The sequence below is a fragment of the Rhodanobacter sp. TND4EL1 genome, assembly GCF_054061035.1.
In genome coordinates this window covers 920,248-937,634 of sequence record NZ_JBSSDT010000002.1, presented here as the reverse complement: position 1 = coordinate 937,634, position 17,387 = coordinate 920,248, and the positions used below count along the sequence as shown (strand labels likewise).

General features: G+C 65.0%; 16 protein-coding genes. 11 read left to right on the top strand and 5 right to left on the bottom strand.

Annotation, left to right across the window (positions count from 1 at the left end):
* The first annotated feature begins 53 nt into the window (after window positions 1-53).
* Genes ACVWWQ_RS10805 through ACVWWQ_RS10795 form a run of 3 tightly spaced genes read left to right on the top strand, consistent with a single transcriptional unit; the run spans window position 54 to window position 2,663 of the window.
* Window positions 54-1,541 (top strand): aldehyde dehydrogenase, encoded by a 1,488-nt coding sequence (locus tag ACVWWQ_RS10805; RefSeq protein ID WP_133947470.1) that lies wholly within the window; start codon window positions 54-56, stop codon window positions 1,539-1,541.
* Window positions 1,542-1,572: 31 nt separating this feature from the next.
* On the top strand, window positions 1,573-2,238 hold the full coding sequence (gene can, locus ACVWWQ_RS10800; RefSeq protein ID WP_133947472.1) for a carbonate dehydratase: 666 nt from the start codon (window positions 1,573-1,575) through the stop codon (window positions 2,236-2,238).
* Window positions 2,235-2,663: a Rid family hydrolase gene (locus ACVWWQ_RS10795; RefSeq protein WP_133947474.1), complete on the top strand. Its 429-nt coding sequence runs from the start codon at window positions 2,235-2,237 to the stop codon at window positions 2,661-2,663. Before can ends, ACVWWQ_RS10795 begins: the two co-directional genes overlap by 4 nt.
* 578 nt (window positions 2,664-3,241) lie before the next feature.
* Here the strand turns inward: ACVWWQ_RS10795 and hutG are convergent.
* Window positions 3,242-4,021, bottom strand: coding sequence for an N-formylglutamate deformylase (gene hutG / locus ACVWWQ_RS10790; protein WP_133947476.1), 780 nt, complete (start codon window positions 4,019-4,021; stop codon window positions 3,242-3,244).
* Window positions 4,022-4,383: 362 nt separating this feature from the next.
* On the opposite strand from hutG, the gene ACVWWQ_RS10785 reads away from it, so the two are divergent.
* From ACVWWQ_RS10785 to ACVWWQ_RS10770, 4 genes are all read left to right on the top strand, one after another.
* The gene (locus tag ACVWWQ_RS10785) at window positions 4,384-5,520 is read left to right on the top strand and encodes a hypothetical protein (protein ID WP_457383390.1); all 1,137 of its coding nucleotides are present in this window, start codon (window positions 4,384-4,386) and stop codon (window positions 5,518-5,520) included.
* Window positions 5,521-5,638: 118 nt separating this feature from the next.
* Complete coding sequence (locus ACVWWQ_RS10780) at window positions 5,639-6,025, top strand: BlaI/MecI/CopY family transcriptional regulator (RefSeq protein WP_099653598.1); 387 nt, start codon at window positions 5,639-5,641, stop codon at window positions 6,023-6,025.
* A gap of 1 nt (window position 6,026) precedes the next feature.
* Window positions 6,027-7,274, top strand: coding sequence for a TonB family protein (locus ACVWWQ_RS10775; RefSeq protein WP_133947480.1), 1,248 nt, complete (start codon window positions 6,027-6,029; stop codon window positions 7,272-7,274).
* 132 nt (window positions 7,275-7,406) lie between these two features.
* Window positions 7,407-7,919, top strand: coding sequence for a C40 family peptidase (locus ACVWWQ_RS10770; RefSeq protein WP_099653600.1), 513 nt, complete (start codon window positions 7,407-7,409; stop codon window positions 7,917-7,919).
* A 92-nt stretch (window positions 7,920-8,011) separates the two neighbouring features.
* Here ACVWWQ_RS10770 and ACVWWQ_RS10765 read toward each other — a convergent pair whose 3' ends face one another.
* Both ACVWWQ_RS10765 and ACVWWQ_RS10760 read right to left on the bottom strand, forming a co-directional pair.
* Window positions 8,012-8,497, bottom strand: coding sequence for an FKBP-type peptidyl-prolyl cis-trans isomerase (locus ACVWWQ_RS10765; protein ID WP_133947482.1), 486 nt, complete (start codon window positions 8,495-8,497; stop codon window positions 8,012-8,014).
* A gap of 69 nt (window positions 8,498-8,566) precedes the next feature.
* Window positions 8,567-9,796 (bottom strand): MFS transporter, encoded by a 1,230-nt coding sequence (locus ACVWWQ_RS10760; protein ID WP_133947484.1) that lies wholly within the window; start codon window positions 9,794-9,796, stop codon window positions 8,567-8,569.
* A gap of 139 nt (window positions 9,797-9,935) precedes the next feature.
* Here ACVWWQ_RS10760 and ACVWWQ_RS10755 point away from each other — a divergent pair, with 139 nt between their 5' ends.
* Complete coding sequence (locus tag ACVWWQ_RS10755) at window positions 9,936-10,724, top strand: class I SAM-dependent methyltransferase (protein WP_133947486.1); 789 nt, start codon at window positions 9,936-9,938, stop codon at window positions 10,722-10,724.
* Between the two features lie 44 nt (window positions 10,725-10,768).
* A complete protein-coding gene (locus ACVWWQ_RS10750; RefSeq protein WP_099653604.1) occupies window positions 10,769-12,097 on the top strand; it encodes a DEAD/DEAH box helicase in 1,329 nt (442 codons plus the stop codon).
* A gap of 66 nt (window positions 12,098-12,163) precedes the next feature.
* Here ACVWWQ_RS10750 and ACVWWQ_RS10745 read toward each other — a convergent pair whose 3' ends face one another.
* Window positions 12,164-12,700: a GNAT family N-acetyltransferase gene (locus ACVWWQ_RS10745; RefSeq protein ID WP_133949250.1), complete on the bottom strand. Its 537-nt coding sequence runs from the start codon at window positions 12,698-12,700 to the stop codon at window positions 12,164-12,166.
* Window positions 12,701-12,711: 11 nt separating this feature from the next.
* Window positions 12,712-13,560 (bottom strand): S-formylglutathione hydrolase, encoded by an 849-nt coding sequence (fghA, locus tag ACVWWQ_RS10740; RefSeq protein WP_133947488.1) that lies wholly within the window; start codon window positions 13,558-13,560, stop codon window positions 12,712-12,714.
* 158 nt (window positions 13,561-13,718) lie between these two features.
* Between fghA and ACVWWQ_RS10735 the strand changes: the two genes are divergently transcribed.
* Entirely contained in the window at window positions 13,719-15,629 is a 1,911-nt protein-coding gene (locus ACVWWQ_RS10735) for a DEAD/DEAH box helicase (RefSeq protein WP_133947490.1), read from the top strand.
* A gap of 77 nt (window positions 15,630-15,706) precedes the next feature.
* Window positions 15,707-17,323, top strand: a complete 1,617-nt coding sequence (locus tag ACVWWQ_RS10730) for a tetratricopeptide repeat-containing sulfotransferase family protein (protein ID WP_133947492.1) — start codon at window positions 15,707-15,709, stop codon at window positions 17,321-17,323.
* The last annotated feature ends 64 nt before the right edge of the window (window positions 17,324-17,387 follow it).

Here is a 17,387-nt window from a genome sequence, read left to right as displayed (position 1 = left end):
GCATACGCCGGCGTCCGGTGCAATTGACGCTTGCTGGTTCTAAACTTGAGCGGATGTCCATTCCCCGCCTTGCCAATCTGATCGACGGTCGCCTGCAGCCGCCTCATCGCGATACATGGCTGGACGTCCATGAGCCGGCCACCGGCGCGGTCTTCATGCACTGCCCCGATTCCACCGCTGGCGACGTCGATGCGGCGGTGGCTGCGGCAGACCGCGCCGCCGCGCAATGGGCCAGCACGCCGATCGAACAACGCGCCGCCCTGCTGCATCGTCTTGCCGACCTGATCGAGGCGCAGCTGGATACGTTTGCCGCGCTGGAGTCCCGCGACAGCGGCAAGCCGCTGAGCCTGGCGCGCCGCCTCGACATTCCCCGCGCGGTAAGCAACCTTCGGTATTTCGCCGCAGCGATCATCGGCTGGGGCAGCGAATCGCACGCGATGGAGACCGGCGCTCCCGGTGCGGGTGCCATCAATTACACCTTGCGCCAGCCACTCGGCGTGATCGGCTGCATCAGCCCGTGGAACCTGCCGCTCTACCTGTTTACCTGGAAGATCGCGCCGGCACTGGCCGCAGGCAACACGGTCGTGGCCAAGCCGTCGGAAGTCACTCCGTGCACGGCCGCCCTGCTCGGCGAACTGAGCATCGCGGCCGGCTTTCCTCCCGGCGTGCTCAACATCGTGCACGGCAGCGGGCCCGAGGTGGGCCAGGCCATCGTCGAACATGCCAGGGTCAAAGCGGTGTCCTTCACCGGCAGCACGGCCACGGGCGCGCGGATCGCCGGCATTGCCGCGACGCAGTTCAAGAAGCTGTCGCTGGAGATGGGCGGCAAGAATCCGGCCATCGTGTTTGCCGATGCCGACCTTTCCGACGCCAACCTCGACACCATCGTTCGTTCGGGCTTCGCCAACCAGGGCGAGATCTGCCTGTGCGGCTCGCGCCTGCTGGTGCAGAAGTCGATTTACGACAGCTTCCGCCAGCGCTACCTGGCCAGAGTGCAGGCACTGCGCGTGGGCGACCCGGAACACGCCGACAGCGATCTGGGCGCGATGGTCTCGAAGGCGCATTACCACAAGGTACTCGGCTGCATCGAACAAGCCCGCAACGAAGGGGGCCACGTGCTGTGCGGAGGCGGCGCCATCCAGCCGGGCGGGCGCTGCGCCGAAGGCTGGTTCATTGCGCCGACCGTGATCGAGGGGCTGCCTTCGGCGGCGGCGACCAACCAGCAGGAGATCTTCGGACCCGTGGTCTGCCTGATTCCGTTCGAGGACGAAGCCGAGGCGCTGGCCATTGCCAACGACAGTCGTTACGGCCTGGCCGCATCGCTGTGGACACGGGACCTGTCGCGCGCGCACCGCATGGCGGGGCAACTCGAGTTCGGCATCGTCTGGATCAACTGCTGGCTGCTGCGCGATCTGCGTACGCCGTTCGGCGGCGTCAAGCAATCCGGCGTCGGTCGGGAGGGCGGCAGCGAGGCGCTGAACTTCTTCACCGAACCAAAGAACATCTGCATCGCCTACGACAGCGCTTCAGGACGTTCCTGAGACCGTGCAGGCCCGAACCCGAGGACTCCTGATGAATTCATTGAAAGATCTGCTCGCCAACAATCGCCGCTGGGCCGATCAGGTCACCGCACAGGACCCGACCTTTTTCGAGCAACTGTCCCGGCAACAGGCTCCGCGTTATCTGTGGATCGGCTGTTCGGACTCGCGTGTACCCGCCACCCAGATCGTCGACCTGCCACCGGGTGAGATCTTCGTGCACCGCAATGTCGCCAACGTGGTCGTGCATACCGATCTCAATGCCCTCAGCACCATCCAGTTCGCCGTTGACGTGCTGAAGGTCAAGCACATTCTGGTGGTCGGCCACTACGGTTGTGGTGGCGTCGGCGCGGTACTGAAGGAAAGCCGCCTTGGACTAATCGACAACTGGCTGCGCCACATCACCGATATCGCCTTGAAACACGCGGACAAGCTCGATCCGGCACAGGCGTTCGCGCTGCGCCATGCCCGCCTGTGCGAACTCAATGCACTGGAGCAGGCGCTGAACGTCTGCCACACCACCGTGGTCCAGGAAGCTTGGGAGCGCGGACAGGATCTGGCCGTGCATGCGTGGATCTACGGACTGGACAACGGCCACATCCACGACCTCGGCCTGGACGTGCGCGGCCGTGATCAATTGCCCGAAGCCTACAACCGCGCGGTGACCGAACTGGCCAGACGCTGGGAAGTGGCCGCATGAGCGACACCATCCGCACCGATGCCGCGCCGGCGCCGGTGGGCGCGTATCCGCATGCGCGGCGCGTCGGCAACCTGCTGTTCCTGTCCGGCGTGGGTCCACGCCAGCCGGGCAGCCAGGCCATCCCCGGCAACGTGCACGGCGCCGATGGCCAAGTGATCGACTATGACATCGAAGCGCAATGCCGGCAGGTGTTCGCCAATGTCCGCGCGGTACTGGAAGCCAGCGGAGCGCGCTGGAGCGACCTGGTCGACGTCACCGTGTTCCTCACCGACATGCAGCGTGATTTCGCCACCTACAACCGCCTGTACGCGGAGTGCTTCGCTGGCGTGGACGCCTGCCGCACCACGGTCGGGATCGACGCGCTGCCCACGCCGATCGCGATCGAACTGAAATGCGTGGCCGCCGTCCCTCCCGCACAAGACTGACTCGACGCCGCACGCTGTCGCCGCAGTTCGCCACCGGCAAATCAGCGCCGTGAAAAGCCCCGCCAGTGGACGCTGGCGGGGCGACGGATCATGACAACGCGATCAACCCGCCGACTTGGCTGCCGTGGCGGCAGCGGCCTTCCGGTGCTTGTGATGGGATTTGTGATGCGCCTTGTGGTTCATGGCCGTTTTCGGCGAAGTCGTCGCCGCGGGCGCCGCAGCTGCGGCCGGTGTCTGCGGTGCAACGGCTTGGGCGAACACGGAACCTGAAAGGGCCACTCCCGCCACAAGCAGGGAAGCGATCAAAACGTTACGCATCATGATGTCGAGCCTCGCGCAATGAAGGTGTCGCGAACCCGGCCGGAACCCGGCAACTCGGGTGGCGCGACAAGCGGACGATGCGACCGCCACGAGATACCGCGGCTGAACGAAAGTCGCGCTTTCAACGAGCCATGAGTGCGAATGAGCTTGACTTCATCAAGGCGCTCCCGGTCCTCACACGTTCTTGCGACGATGTTCATCCCGGGGTGCGAAGCCTCCACCCGCCGCATGCGCAGCAAAGCCTCGCGCAGCCGGGTTCAGGCCAAGGTGATTCGCAGCAACTGCTCGATCAACGCCTGCACCGCCGGCGCCCTGGAGGCATCGTACGCAAAGCTCTCTTCGTCCATGTAATTCAGCTGCGCCAATTCGAGTTGCACCGCCTGCACCTCGTTTGCCGGCGTGCCGTAATGGCGGGTGATGTAGCCACCCTTGAAGCGCCCGTTCACCGCAAAACTGAAGCGGGACTGTGCCTGCAGACAGGACTGCAAACGCGCCTGCAAGGTGGAATCACAACTTGCTCCGGTCGCCGTACCAAGATTGAAGTCGGGCAATTGTCCGTCGAACAACATCGGCACATGACTGCGAATGGAGTGTCCTTCCCACAGCACGACTCGGCCATGCTCGGCATGCAACCTCGCAAGTTCCTGTGCCAAGGCTTCATGGTACGGGCGCCAGTACGTGTTTATCCGGCGTTGAACTTCCGCCTGGTCCGGCTCCAGCCCATCCTGGTACAGGGCTTCACCGTCAAAGCCGATGGTCGACACCAGACCGGTTTCGCGCTGGCCGGGGTACAACGCATGACCATCGGCAGGACGGTTCAGATCAATCACATAACGTGACGCCAGCGGCTTCAGCACACTGGCTCCGAGTGCCTGCGCCAACGGCTCGTACAACCGCGCCACATGCCAATCCGTATCCGGTGATCGTCTCGCCGCCGGGCTCATGCGCTGCGCGATATCGGCAGGAATGAAGCTGCCATCGTGTGGCAGGCTGATCAGGAGCGGCACGCGGCCGCGCTGCAAGGTGAATGTTGTCATTCGTGGATTGTAACCAGGCCTCACGAATGGGGGCCGTCCGGTCACGGATGCCTGCGGTCCCGGGACGTGGCCAGAGCGACGCCGCCATCGGTACTTGCCTGGAAAACGGTTCGGAGGCACGCTGACCACAGCATCCTCCTGGAGGGTTCCCGATGCCGAGCCGGACGTCCTGTCGCACTTTGTCCATGGCGATCTGCGTGTCAGCCTTGCTGATTGCTCCTTCGTCGGCCAGGGATTTCAGCCCTTCCGCCACGGCCATGTTCATGGGCTTGCGCGCACAAACCAATGATCTTGCGCGCTACCTGTACCTGCTGAAGACCACACCCACGCTGCCCGTCGCGGACCAGCAACTGGCGTTGCAGATGTTTGCCTCGGTCGAGAACGAGTTGGGGCTCTACAACCAGGCCCTGCGCGACTTTCCGTTGAAAAGCCATGCGCTGCCCGAGACCCGTTTGCCGACCCCGGAGGACTGGGTGTCCACGGATGCGATCGACGCCATCACCTCCATGGCCAAAGACCGCCGCCTGGTCATGGTCAACGAAGCGCACCACGACGCCCATACCCGCGAACTGACGCTGGCGCTGTTGCCCCGCCTGCGCGCCATGGGCTTCAACTACCTGGCCATCGAAGCGCTCTCGGACAAGGATGGGCAGTTGATGCAACGCGGTTATGTGGTGGAGGACAGCGGAACGGAGTATCTGCGTGAGCCGATGTATGGAGAGATCGTTCGCACGGCAGTCCGGCTGGGCTTCATTCTCGTGCCCTACGATCTGGGCCCCGGTTCGCAAGGCGATCGCGAGTCAGCTCAGGCGAGCAATCTCTACGAGAAGACGTTTGCGAAGGATCCCCACGCCCGGGTTTTCGTGCATGCGGGCTATGCCCATATCGACAAGGCCAAGGGGCGCCTGGGCAGCGCGCAACCCATGGCCGCGTACCTGCAGCGGATAAGCGGCATCGTTCCGCTGTCGATCGACCAGACCCAGTTTCGCGAGCAGATCCCGGCCGAACGCGACGCCTATCGGCAACTTGTCGCCGAATTCCCCTCCAGTGGCCCGATCATTCTCGTCAATCGCATCACCGGAAAGGCATGGAGTGCCAGCCCGGAGCTTTACGACGTGAATGTGTTGCTGCCTCCGGGAAGCACGGGGATCGTCGACAGCGGCTTCGTCCGACCTGTCTCGAATGCGCGCGCCTCCGATCTGGACCATCTCATGCTGCCGGATCCTCTCATCAAGTTGCGTCCGGACTGGCTGACCTTGCAGGGCCAGCGCATGCCTTACCCCATCAACTCGTCCATGTGCAGGACGTCCTACCCCTGCGTCATCGATGCCCATCCGGTGGACGAGCCGGACAATGCCACGGCCTCTGACCGCTACGCCTTCATGCAGGGCAATGTCGTATCGAAACTCTATCTGCGGCCGGGCCAGTACCGGCTGCGCGCCTGGGGCGTCAACGCGCAGACTCTGGCCGAACAGCTCATCACGGTAAATCCGCGCTGACCCTGCGTCACGGCAAGGCCCTGCCGGCGCGGCGAAACGCGCCGGCGACCACTTGCACCAATTGAATTACGCATGTAGTCTTATTTTGAACTACAAGCGTAATCCAAAGGGCGCCCCGATGACCAAGCCACCGCCACCGATCAGTGAAGCCGAAAGCCGGGTCATGGACGTGTTGTGGCGGAAGGCGCCGCAAAGTTCCGAGGACATCGTGGCGGCACTTCAGCATGAGAGCGACTGGCACGAAAAGACCATCCGGACCCTGCTCAATCGCCTGCTCGGCAAGGGCGCCGCGACGGCGCTGAAAGACGGAAGGCGTTACCTGTACTCGCCCACGTTGACCCGCGAACAATGGCAATCGCAGGAAAGTCGCAGCCTGCTGAACCGCGTGTTCGATGGCCGGCTTTCACCGCTGCTGGTGCATTTCAGTGCTCACGAAAAGCTGGGGGCGAAGGACGTCGCCGAGCTGCGCAAGCTGCTCGACGCCATCGAGAAGAAGGAGCACTGACATGGATTCGACCGTGCTGCAGTCCTTGTTGCTGTCGACGCTTGCCTTTTGTGTCGTGTTGCTGGTGCGACGCCCCGTGCGACGTTGTCTCGGCGCCGGCCCGGCATTCACGTTGTGGGTGCTGCCGCTGCTGCTCACCGCACTGCCCTGGTTGCCTGCGCTGCCGGCGCAGCTTCCGACATTGCCCACCATGCATGTATTGCCCGGCACCGTGGGCGTGGTTGCGTTTCACACGAGCCACGCCGCACTCGGCGCGTGGCTTCGGCTGGCATGGTGGGTCGGCGTGATGCTCGGCACGGCACGCTTGCTGCTGCATTACCTGAACCTGCATCGGCATGCCCGCCCGTTACCCGCTGAATGGCAATCGATCCTGCAGCATGAAATGGGGGAACTGGAGCCTCGCCGCGTGCGGTTGCATCCGGCGGGCCCCGCCGTGCTGTGCGCGCTGCGCGGGCTGGTGTTGCTGCCGCCCGACTTTCTGCAGCGCTTTGCTGCAGCCGAACGCCAGCTGATTCTTCGCCATGAACGGGCCCATCTGCGTCGGGGCGATGTGCTCTGGAGTTTGCTGGCCGAGGCGATTGCCGTCCTGTTGTGGTTCCACCCGCTGACCTGGGTGGCACTGCCCCGCTTCCGGCTGGATCAGGAGCTGGCCTGCGATGAACGCGTCCTGCGCGATTCACCACAGGACGAAGCCGGCTACGCACACATCCTTATGCACAGTGTGGGCACACCGCCCGTACCCGCGCTGATTCCCTGGCTCGCCGAGCCACAACTCAAGGAGCGACTCACCATGATCCAGCGTCTTCGTCCCGGCGCCCTGCGCCGCCGCATCGGCTATCTCGGCTTGGCCATGTTGATGGCAGGCAGCGCGCTGGTCGCCCAAGCCGGCACAAATCCCGCTTCCGACCACAGCGCGGAATCAGACATTACCTATAACTCGCAATTGCAACCTTCCTATCCCGCTGCGGCCGTCAAGAACCGGCAAGAGGGTACGGTCATCTTGCTGGTCCAGGTTCACGCCGACGGCACGCTGGGCAGCATCGCCTACGAACCCCGACACAGCACGACGACATCCGCCGACCTGATCGCCGCAGCCAGCACCGCGGCCAGGCAATGGCGCTTCAATCCGCAGATGAAAGACGGCAAACCGATCGAAGGTTATGCCCGGGTACCGGTCAAGTTCAGCCTGACGCCCCTGCCCGACCAGATCGAGAAGGGCCAAGCTGAGAAATTGAGTTCAAAACACTGAAGAATCGATTGATTTGCATATGATTTATTGACTTGATAACCTCGACGCACCCGACGTCGAGGTTATCCTGTGAGCCCGCAGCACAGCGCTTCATCCGCCACCCCTGCCACCTTCTCGTGGTGCGTCCGGCTGATGCTGTTGTCGCTGGCGATGGTCATGCTGGCAGCCTGCTCCGGCAATCCACGTCGGCCCGAGCCGACGTACAAGACATCCCGCTCCGCCCTCGCCGACCTTCCTCCCCGCGCGCCTTCGGCCGCCAGCGCCGGCGAAGCGAACGACATCCTGTTCCGCGCCATCGGACTGGTCGGTACGCCGTACCGCTGGGGTGGCAACACGCCAACGGGGGGATTCGACTGCAGTGGCCTGGTGGATTACATCTATCGCACCGCCGCCGGCATCAAGCTGCCACGCACCTCCCACGAAATGGCCAAGGGGGATGGACAGAAGGTACGCAAGATGACCCAGTTGGCCAGCGGTGACCTGGTGTTCTTCGACATCGGCGGCGCGATCAGCCATGTCGGCGTGTACGTGGGCAAGGGGCGCTTCGTGCATGCGCCGAACAGCGGTGGCACGGTGCGCCTGGACGACATCGATGGGCCGTACTGGGGAAATCACTTCGCCTACGGGCGTCGAGTGCTCAACTGAGGCACTGCCAGCAGGCCCGCGCGCCGCACCATCTGAGCAAACAATGACGGCGCCCGAGGGCGCCGTCATTCGTACTTTGCCGCAAAACCGGCTCAGTGTGCTTCGGCACCCGGCGTGTGCGCATGGCCGTGCTGAATCTCTTCCTCGGTGGCATCGCGCACCTCGCCGACCGTGACGTCGAAATGCAGCGTCTTGCCGGCCATCGGATGGTTCAGGTCCACGTCGATCGCGCTCATGCCGACCTTGTGCACGGTGACCGCGCGCTGGCCGCCTTCCTTGAGGCTGAGCACCGTGGTCATGCCGGGCTTGAGGCGGTTCGCCTGCGGAAAGTACTTCTTCGACATGCGCTGGATCTGGCCTTCCTGGCGCTCGCCGTAAGCATCAACGGCAGCCACGTCCACCGACAGCTCGTCACCCGCTTCATGCCCTTCCAGCGCGGCTTCCAGACCAGGAATCAGCTGGCCGTGACCCAGCAGGATCCACAGCTGTTCGTCGCGGTCGTGCGAACTTTCCACTTTCTCGCCATCCACGGTCAGCGTGTAATGGATTGCGATGACCTTGTCCTTGCCAGCCTTCATTGCCTGTCTCGTCGATGGGATCAAACCGCAGATTCTAGCAGCCCGTGACCGGCCTTTAGGGAATCGGCGTCAGCGCGGCTCATGGGCGAAACCGACGCCCTTCGCTTCAGGCCCGAACCACAGCAGCAAAGCCAGCAACACGGCCACGAAGACCATCCACCACGACATGGCAAACGCGAAATCGCCGCCGTGCCGCTGCGCCAGCCAGGTTTGCGCGGTCGCGGTAACCGCCGCCAACAGGTTGCCCATCTGGTAGGCGAAGCCGGGCAGCGTGCCGCGCACCGCCGCGGGCGACAACTCGTTGAGATGGGTCGGCACCACGCCCCACGCGCCCTGCACCATCACCTGGATGAGAAACGCGCCAAGGCCCAGCAGGATCAGCGAACCGCCATACATCCACAGCGGAATCACCGGAATCGCCAGCAGCGCCGCGATGATCATGGCCTTGCGCCGTCCGATCCGTTCCGACAGCGCCCCGAAATACAGACCACCCACCAGGGCGCCCAGGTTGAGCATCGCCACCAGCACGAAGGCTGCGGTCGAGCCGGTCGGAAGATGCAGGCTGGACTCCTCGAACGTGTGATACATGTCCTGCGAGCCATGGCTGAACATGTTGAACGCCATCATCAACAGCATCAGGTACAACGCCAGCTTCCAGTGCCCGCGCATGGATGCGATCAGGCCCGGACGATGAGACGCCTGGCCAGCCTGCCATACCGCCGATTCCGGCACCTTGCGCCGGATATACAACACCAGCAGCGCCGGGATCGCGCCGACCACGAACAGCCCGCGCCAGCCGATGTAATCCACCAGCAACCAGTTGGCCAGTGCCGCAAGGAAGAAGCCGACCGGATAGCCGCTCTGCAACAACCCCGATACCGCGCCGCGCGCCTTGGCCGGGATCGACTCCATCGCCAGCGACGCACCGATGCCCCACTCGCCGCCCATGGCGATGCCAAACAGGAAGCGCAAGACCAGCAGCATGGTGAGCGAGGTGGAGAACGCGGTCGCCAGTTCGAAGATCGAAAACAGGATCACGTCGAGCATCAGGATCGGTCGCCGGCCGAAGCGGTCGGCCAGCCGGCCGAACAGCAGTGCGCCGAGCGGCCGCGCCGCCAGGGTCAGGAACAGCGCATAGGTGATTTGCGCCGCTCCCACCTCGAATTCCTTCGCCACGGTGACGATCACGAAGGTAAGGAGGAAATAGTCGAAGGCATCCAGTGTCCAGCCAAGGAAGCTGGCCAACACGGTGTGTCGCTGGTTGGAGTCGAGTTCACGCAGGGGTGCAAGCAAGGACATCGCGACGCCGCCTTTCAGCCATTCGGGGACCGGCCGCTATCGTATGCCCGGCACCGCCAGAACGGGATAGCCCCCCGTGCATGACTTGCATGCACCGAATGCCTTAGGCTGATGACTGCTCTCCAGACGCGGAAACCGGATGGATCATCGCTGTCGCCAACGCATTGCCAAACGCTATGACAATGTCCTGCAACAGGGTTATGTCCGCAGCAAGCTGGCGACCGACCCCGTCTATGCGGCCACGGCCGCTTTGCTGCAGGACAGCGCACTGCCACTGCTGGATATCGGATGCGGCATCGGCCTGCTCGGACAGTATCTGAACACGCAAGGCCGAACGCGGCGGTACTTCGGAATGGACCACGACGGCCGGAAAATCGCGGCGGGTCGACTCGCCGCGCAGCGCGGCGGGCTGGACGACATCATGGATCTGCAGCACGCCGATGCAGCCGATCTGCCATCCGTGCACGGTGATGTCGCCGTCCTGGATGTGCTGCATTATCTGCCCGCCGCCCGCCAAGCCGACTTGTTGCGCGCGGCCGTCCGGCACCTGGCTCCGGACGGCCGATTGATTATTCGCAACGTGCTGCGCGAGAACAACTGGCGATTTCATGCCACGAGAATCGAAGAGTTCTTCCTGCACGCGTCAGGCTGGATGGCCGGCGGCGCAGAGCATTATCCGACTGCCGCCGAGCTTTGCAGGCCGATGGAGAATGCCGGCCTGGAGGTACGCATCGAACCGCTGCGGGGGCGCACGCCGTTCAACAGCTACCTGATCGTGGCCAGCAGACAAACAGGCGTCAAAGCCTGCATTCCGCCATCTCATTCAGATTCGCCGCGCGCGGCCACACGCAGTGGCGTCGGATCGGCTATACTGCGCCACGCGTTCGTCCCCACGAGCGTTGCGACACACGTCGCCCCTTTCCCTTAGTCTGCAACACGGTATGAACACTCCGGGTTGCTCAGGAGTGTTACATGTCCTTCGATTCGCTGGGCCTTGCGCCCGCGTTGTTGCGTGCGCTTGCCGATTACGGCTACACCACCCCCACCCCGATCCAGTCCGCGGCGATTCCGCCGGCGCTGGCAGGTCACGACCTGCTCGCTGCCGCCCAGACCGGCACCGGCAAGACGGCCGCCTTCGCGCTGCCGCTGCTGCAGAAGCTGTCCACCAGTGGCCAGACCATGACCCGGCGCCCGCGTGCGCTGATCCTTACCCCGACCCGTGAACTGGCCGCGCAGATCCACGAGAACATCCGTGACTACAGCAAGTTCATCCAGGTCAGTGCCACCACCATCTTCGGCGGCGTCAGCATGGGCCCGCAGATCAACGCGCTGCGCCGTGGCGTCGACGTCGTCATCGCCACTCCCGGCCGCCTGATGGATCACATGCAGCAGCGCACGCTGGACTTGTCCGCGGTGGAAACGCTGATCCTCGATGAAGCCGACCGCATGCTCGACATGGGCTTCCTGCCAGCCCTGAAGCGCATCCTGCAGTCGGTGCCGAAGAAGCGCCAGACGCTGTTGTTCTCGGCCACCTTCGCCCCGGCGATCAAGACGCTGGCGATGGAGTTCATGCACAACCCGAAGGAAATCTCGGTGTCTGCGCCGAACACCGTCACCACCCTGGTCAGCCATCAGGTGCATCCGGTCGATGCTGCGCGCAAGCGTGATCTGCTGCTGCACGTGCTGTCGCAGGACAGCCGCCGCCAGTCGCTGGTGTTCAGCCGCACCAAGCACGGCGCCGACAAGCTGGTGACGTTCCTGAACGCGTCGGGCCTGCGCAGCGCCGCGATCCACGGCAACAAGAGCCAGAACGCCCGCACCCGCGCTCTGAGTGACTTCAAGAGCGGCCGTGTCACCGTGATGGTTGCCACCGATATCGCCGCCCGCGGCATCGACATCGAGCAGTTGCCGGTGGTGATCAATTTCGACCTGCCCTCGGTGGCCGAGGACTACGTGCACCGGATCGGCCGCACCGGCCGCGCCGGCATGGAAGGTCTGGCGCTGTCGCTGGTCAGCCACGACGAGTCCGGCTTGCTGTTCGACATCCGCAAGCTGCTGAAGCAGGACATCGCGATCACCCCGGTGACCGGTTACGAGCCGTCGGCCCCGCTGCGCCTGGATGCCGGCGCACCGCGTCCGAAACAGGGTGGCGGCGGTCAGCGCCAGCAGTCGCGTGCACCGCGCCAGGGCAAGCCCGCCGGCGCGGCACGACCGAACGGTTACGCGCCGCAAGGCCGTGGCGATCACGCTGCCGGCAATCAGCGTCGCCGCTCCAGTTCGCGCCCGGCCGCCAAGGCCTGAGCGAAAGCTTGAGTGAGTGATACCCGACGAGGCGGCCAATGGCCGCCTCGTTCGTTTGGTACGACCTCAATCGGCGCGGATTTTTGCCATGAGCACGTGGTCTTCCCAGCGCCCGGCGATCCGCAGATAGTCACGCGCATAGCCTTCGCGCTCGAAACCCAGTCGCTCCAGCAATCGCCCGCTGCGCTCGTTGCGTGGCAGATAGTTGGCCATCACCCGGTGCAGGTCGAGCTCGCCGAACGCCCAGGCGAGACCCGCTTCCAGCGCCTCGTGCATCAGGCCCCGCCCCTGCTGATCCGCACCCACGCCATAGCCGAGCAGGCAGGCCTGGAACGGACCGCGCACAAGGTTGGCCAGGGTGAAACTGGCGAGGATGTTCGCTTCGTCCGGGCTGAACACCAGCAACGAATAGCCGCGATCGAGCCGTGCGGCCTGACCCACGTCCGCGATCGCCTGCACGCAGTTTTCCAGCGTGTAATAGCTGTCCTCCCGCAACGGCTCCCATGGCGCCAAGTGGGCGCGATTGTCCACCCGAAAGCGCAGCAACCTTGCCGCATCGGAGGGTTCCGGCAAGCGGATGCGGGTGCGTTCGGTCTGCAGCATCGGGGACACGCTTACAGCACCCCCAAGGCCTTGGCGTGGTGCCGGAGATGGTCGTCGATGAAGCTGGTGATGAACCAGTAGCTGTGGTCATAGCCGGGGTGCCGGCGCAGCAGCAGTGGCTGGCCGGCCTCGGCGCAGGCCTGGTCGAACAGTTCCGGCTTCAACTGGGCTTCCAGGAACGGATCAGCTTCGCCCTGATCGATCAGAATCGTGCCGTCGAAGGTTTGCCGGCGGACCAGTTCGCACGCGTCGTAGTCGGCCCATGCTGCGCGGTCATCACCCAGGTAGCGCGGCAGCGCCTTGTGTCCCCACGGCACCTGGCTGGGCGCCACGATCGGCGCGAACGCGGACACCGAGCGGTAGCGGGCGGGATGCTTCAGGGCGATGGTCAGCGCGCCGTGCCCGCCCATCGAATGCCCGAAGATGCCGCTGCGCGATGTATCGACAGGGAAGTTCGCCGCCAGCAACGCAGGCAACTCATCCACCACATGGCGATGCATCTGGAAGCGCTCGGCATACGGCGCCTGCGTGGCATCGACGTAGAAACCGGCGCCCTCGCCAAACTCCCAGTCACCGGTGGCGCCGGCGATGCCGGTGTCGCGCGGACTGGTGTCGGGCATCACCAACGCGATGCCCAGCTCGGCGGCCAGTCGCTGCGCGCCCGCCTTGATGGTGGCGGTTTCCTCGCTGCAGGTGAGGCCGGCCAGGAAATACAGCACCGGACAAGGCCCCTGCTCCGCTTGCGGCGGCAGGTAGAGCGCAAACCGCATCGGTCCGGCGCAGGCATCCGAATGAAAGCGATAGATGCCTTGCACGCCTCCGTGCAGGCGCTGTCGGGAGAGGGTTTCGGGCATGGCCATCGTGTTTGCGGCTCCTCGTTCGGTCGAACGGGAAGGATACCCGCGCCGCGAGTCCTTTCGCGTTCAGCCAGAATTGCCACGCACAGGCATGGAGACTGGTAGAATGGCCGATCCGCGCGTCGCATTCCCGACGCTGCCTTCTGTTCCGAGGTACCCCCATGTCATCCCCTGATTCCGACAACGCCCCGGTACCGTCCGGTTTTGGCGCACTTGCGCTGCATCCCGACGTTCTGCGCGCGCTGACCGATGTCGGCTACGAATCGCCCTCGCCGATCCAGGCCGCGACCATTCCGCCGCTGATGGAAGGTCGCGATGTGCTCGGCCAGGCGCAAACCGGCACCGGCAAGACCGCCGCCTTTGCGCTGCCGATCCTTTCGCGCATCGACCTCAAGCACGTTGGCAAGCCGCAGGCGCTGGTGCTCGCACCCACACGCGAACTGGCCATCCAGGTCGCCGAAGCGTTCCAGAAATACGCCACCCACATGCGCGGCCTGCAGGTACTGCCGATCTATGGCGGCCAGAGCTACGGTCCGCAGTTGCACTCGCTCAAGCGCGGCGTGCACGTGGTCGTTGGCACGCCCGGTCGCGTGATCGATCACATGAACAAGGGCACGCTGGATCTGTCGGAGCTGAAGTATCTGGTGCTCGACGAAGCCGACGAAATGCTGCGCATGGGCTTCATCGACGACGTCGAAAAAGTGTTGCAGGCGACCCCGCCCGAACGCCAGGTCGCGCTGTTCTCGGCGACCATGCCGAGCGTGATCCGCAAGATCGCCCAGCGCCACCTGAAGGATCCGGTGGAAGTCACCATCAAGTCCTCCACCACCACCGCGGCGAACATCCACCAGCGCTACTGGTTCGTCAGCGGCATGCACAAGCTCGATGCACTGACCCGCATCCTCGAAGCGGAACCGTTCGACGCGATGATCATCTTCGCGCGCACCAAGCAGGCCACCGAAGAGCTGGCCGGCAAGCTGCAGGCGCGCGGCCTGGCTGCCGCCGCGATCAACGGCGACATCGCCCAGGCGCAGCGCGAGCGGGTCATCCAGCAGTTGAAGGACGGCAAGCTCGACATCCTGGTCGCCACCGACGTCGCCGCACGCGGTCTCGACGTGGAACGGATCAGCCACGTGTTCAATTACGACATCCCGTACGACACCGAAAGCTACGTGCACCGCATCGGCCGCACCGGCCGCGCCGGTCGCAGCGGCGAGGCGATCCTGTTCGTCAGCCCGCGCGAGCGCGGCATGCTGGGCGCGATCGAGCGCGCCACCCGCCAGCCGATCGAACAGATGCAGCTGCCGTCGGTGGACGTGGTCAACGACGTGCGCATCGGCAAGTTCAAGCAGCGCATCAGCGACATGCTGGCGCAGGGCGACCTGGGCCAGTTCCAGCAGCTGATCGAACAGTACGAGCAGGAACACAACGTGCCGGCGATCGAGATCGCCGCCGCACTGGCGCGCATCGCCCAGGGTGACCAGCCGCTGTTGCTGGCCCCGCCGCCGAAGCGTGAAAAGTACGAGCCGGCCTCGCGCGAGCGGGTCGAACGTGCGGCTCCGCGCGAGCGCACGAGCAGTGAGCGCCGTCCGCCGCACCCGCGCGATGCCGCTGCTTCCGGCCACCCGCCGGCACGCGAGCCAAGGCCCGCGCGCGCGCACGGCGCCCACGACAGCGCCCCGCCGCGTGAGTTCGGTCACCGCCCGGTGCGCGCGCATGCCACGGAAGAAGGCAAGCGAACCTACCGGGTCGAAGTCGGTCACGAGCATGGCGTCAAGCCGGGCAACATCATCGGCGCGATCGCCAACGAAGCCGGACTGGAGAGCCAGTTCATCGGCCGGCTCAGCATCCGCGATCACTACAGCCTGATCGACCTGCCCGATGGCATGCCCGGCGAAGTGTTCGAGCACCTGAAGAAAGTGTGGGTGGTGCAGCAACAGCTGCGTATCCACGAGTGGGACGGCACCGATACCGGCACCAGCACGCCACCTCCTCACAAACCGGGCGGCTTCAAGAAGCCCGGCGGTTTCAAGCCGCGGCCCGCGGGCGGCAAGCCGCCACGGCGCAAGTAAGCCTGGCAAACGCGCCGCTCGGTCAGCCATGACCGAGCGGCGTAACATGGGTGGAACCGCTCTCACGAAACCGCCCCATGTCCCTCACCAGCATCGAACAGCCAGGGTCCGCTTCAGCTGAACCGCGACTCGACGGGCTGTTGCCCGCAGCCATCCAGCAACTGCAGGCTGCGGCACATGCGATTCGCGATGGGGCCGAATCGAAGGCACGGCAAGCGCTCGACATGGCGCTCGAACTCGCGCCCGAACATCCCGAGGTCTTGCGCCTTTACGGCATCCTGTACACCCGCGCACAACGCCATGACGAGGCGTTGGGCTGCCTGCAGCGCGCGCTGGCGCAATGGCCCGACTACGCCCTGGCACACTCCGACCTGGCCGGCGTGCAGCAGGCACGCGGCGATATCGATGCAGCTTTTGCCAGTTGGCGACAAGCGTGCGTGCTGGCGCCGAACGCGCCGATGCCATGGTTCAACCTGGGTCGCAACCTGCAACTGCACGGCGACACGGCAGCGGCGATCGAAGCCCTGCAGCAGGCCCACACCCTGGCACCGGATTTCCTGCCCGCCGTGGTCCTGCTCGCCGACGCGCTGGTGCATGCCGGCCGTTTTGATGCGGCCGACGCTCACTACCGGACCGCGCTGGCTCTGCATCCTGCTTGCGGTGACGCGTGGCGCGGGCTGGCCAACATCAAGACCCGACCGTTGTCCGACGCCGACCGCGAGCACCTGGCCAGCGCGCTGAAGCTGCCGGCCAGCACCCCTGCCGACCGCATCGCGATGGGTTTTGCGCTGGGCAAGGTCTGCGAGGACCACGGGCGTCACGAGCAGGCGTTCGCCGCGCTGAACCGGGCCAATGCCGAGCTGCGTGAACTCCGGCCGTGGCAGGCATCGGCCTTCCACGCCCATGCCGAAGCGACGTTCGCCGCTTCCCGCCAGCTGCCGGCCCCCATCGATCCAACCCTTGGACACGAGGTGATCTTCATCGTCGGATTGCCACGCTCAGGCTCCACCCTGTTCGAGCAGATCCTCGCCGCCCATCCCGACGTGGAAGGCGCCAGCGAACTGACCGAACTGGAGCAGGTGCTCAGCGAGGAATCCGCGCGCCGCCGGCAGCCACTGCTGCACTGGATCGGCAGCGCGCGTGCGCAGGACTGGCACCGACTCGGTCAGCGCTACCTGGAACTCACCACACGCTGGCGCCGGCACAAGCCGCGGCACACCGACAAACTGCCGTCGAACTGGCTGCTGGCGGGGGTGCTGGGCGCGATGCTGCCCGGCGCACGCATCGTCGACGCCCGTCGCGATCCACTGGAGGCCGGCTGGTCCTGCTACAAGCAACAGTTCTATCTGGTGCCCCACTTCGCCTGCACCCTGACCGACATTGCCGCCTACATCCGCGACTACGAACGGGTGATGGACGCATGGCAGGCAGCCGCGCCGCAGCGCATACGCATCCAGCGATATGAAGCACTGCTGGCCGAACCGGAGCCGCAGATCCGCGCGCTGCTGGCATTCTGCGGACTGCCTTACGATCCAACCTGCCTCGACTACCGGCACGCGACGCGCAGCGTACGCACCGCCAGCGCCGCCCAGGTCCGCCAACCCCTGCAACGCAACACCGCCCGCGCCGACCACTACGGCGCCCTGCTCGACCCGCTGCGCTTCGGCCTCGGACTGCCGAAATTCCCGACGTAGAGGCCTGCTCGCCGGCGACGTCCCTTCAAACATCCGCGCCAGCGTTCGGCACGGGCAACGCTGC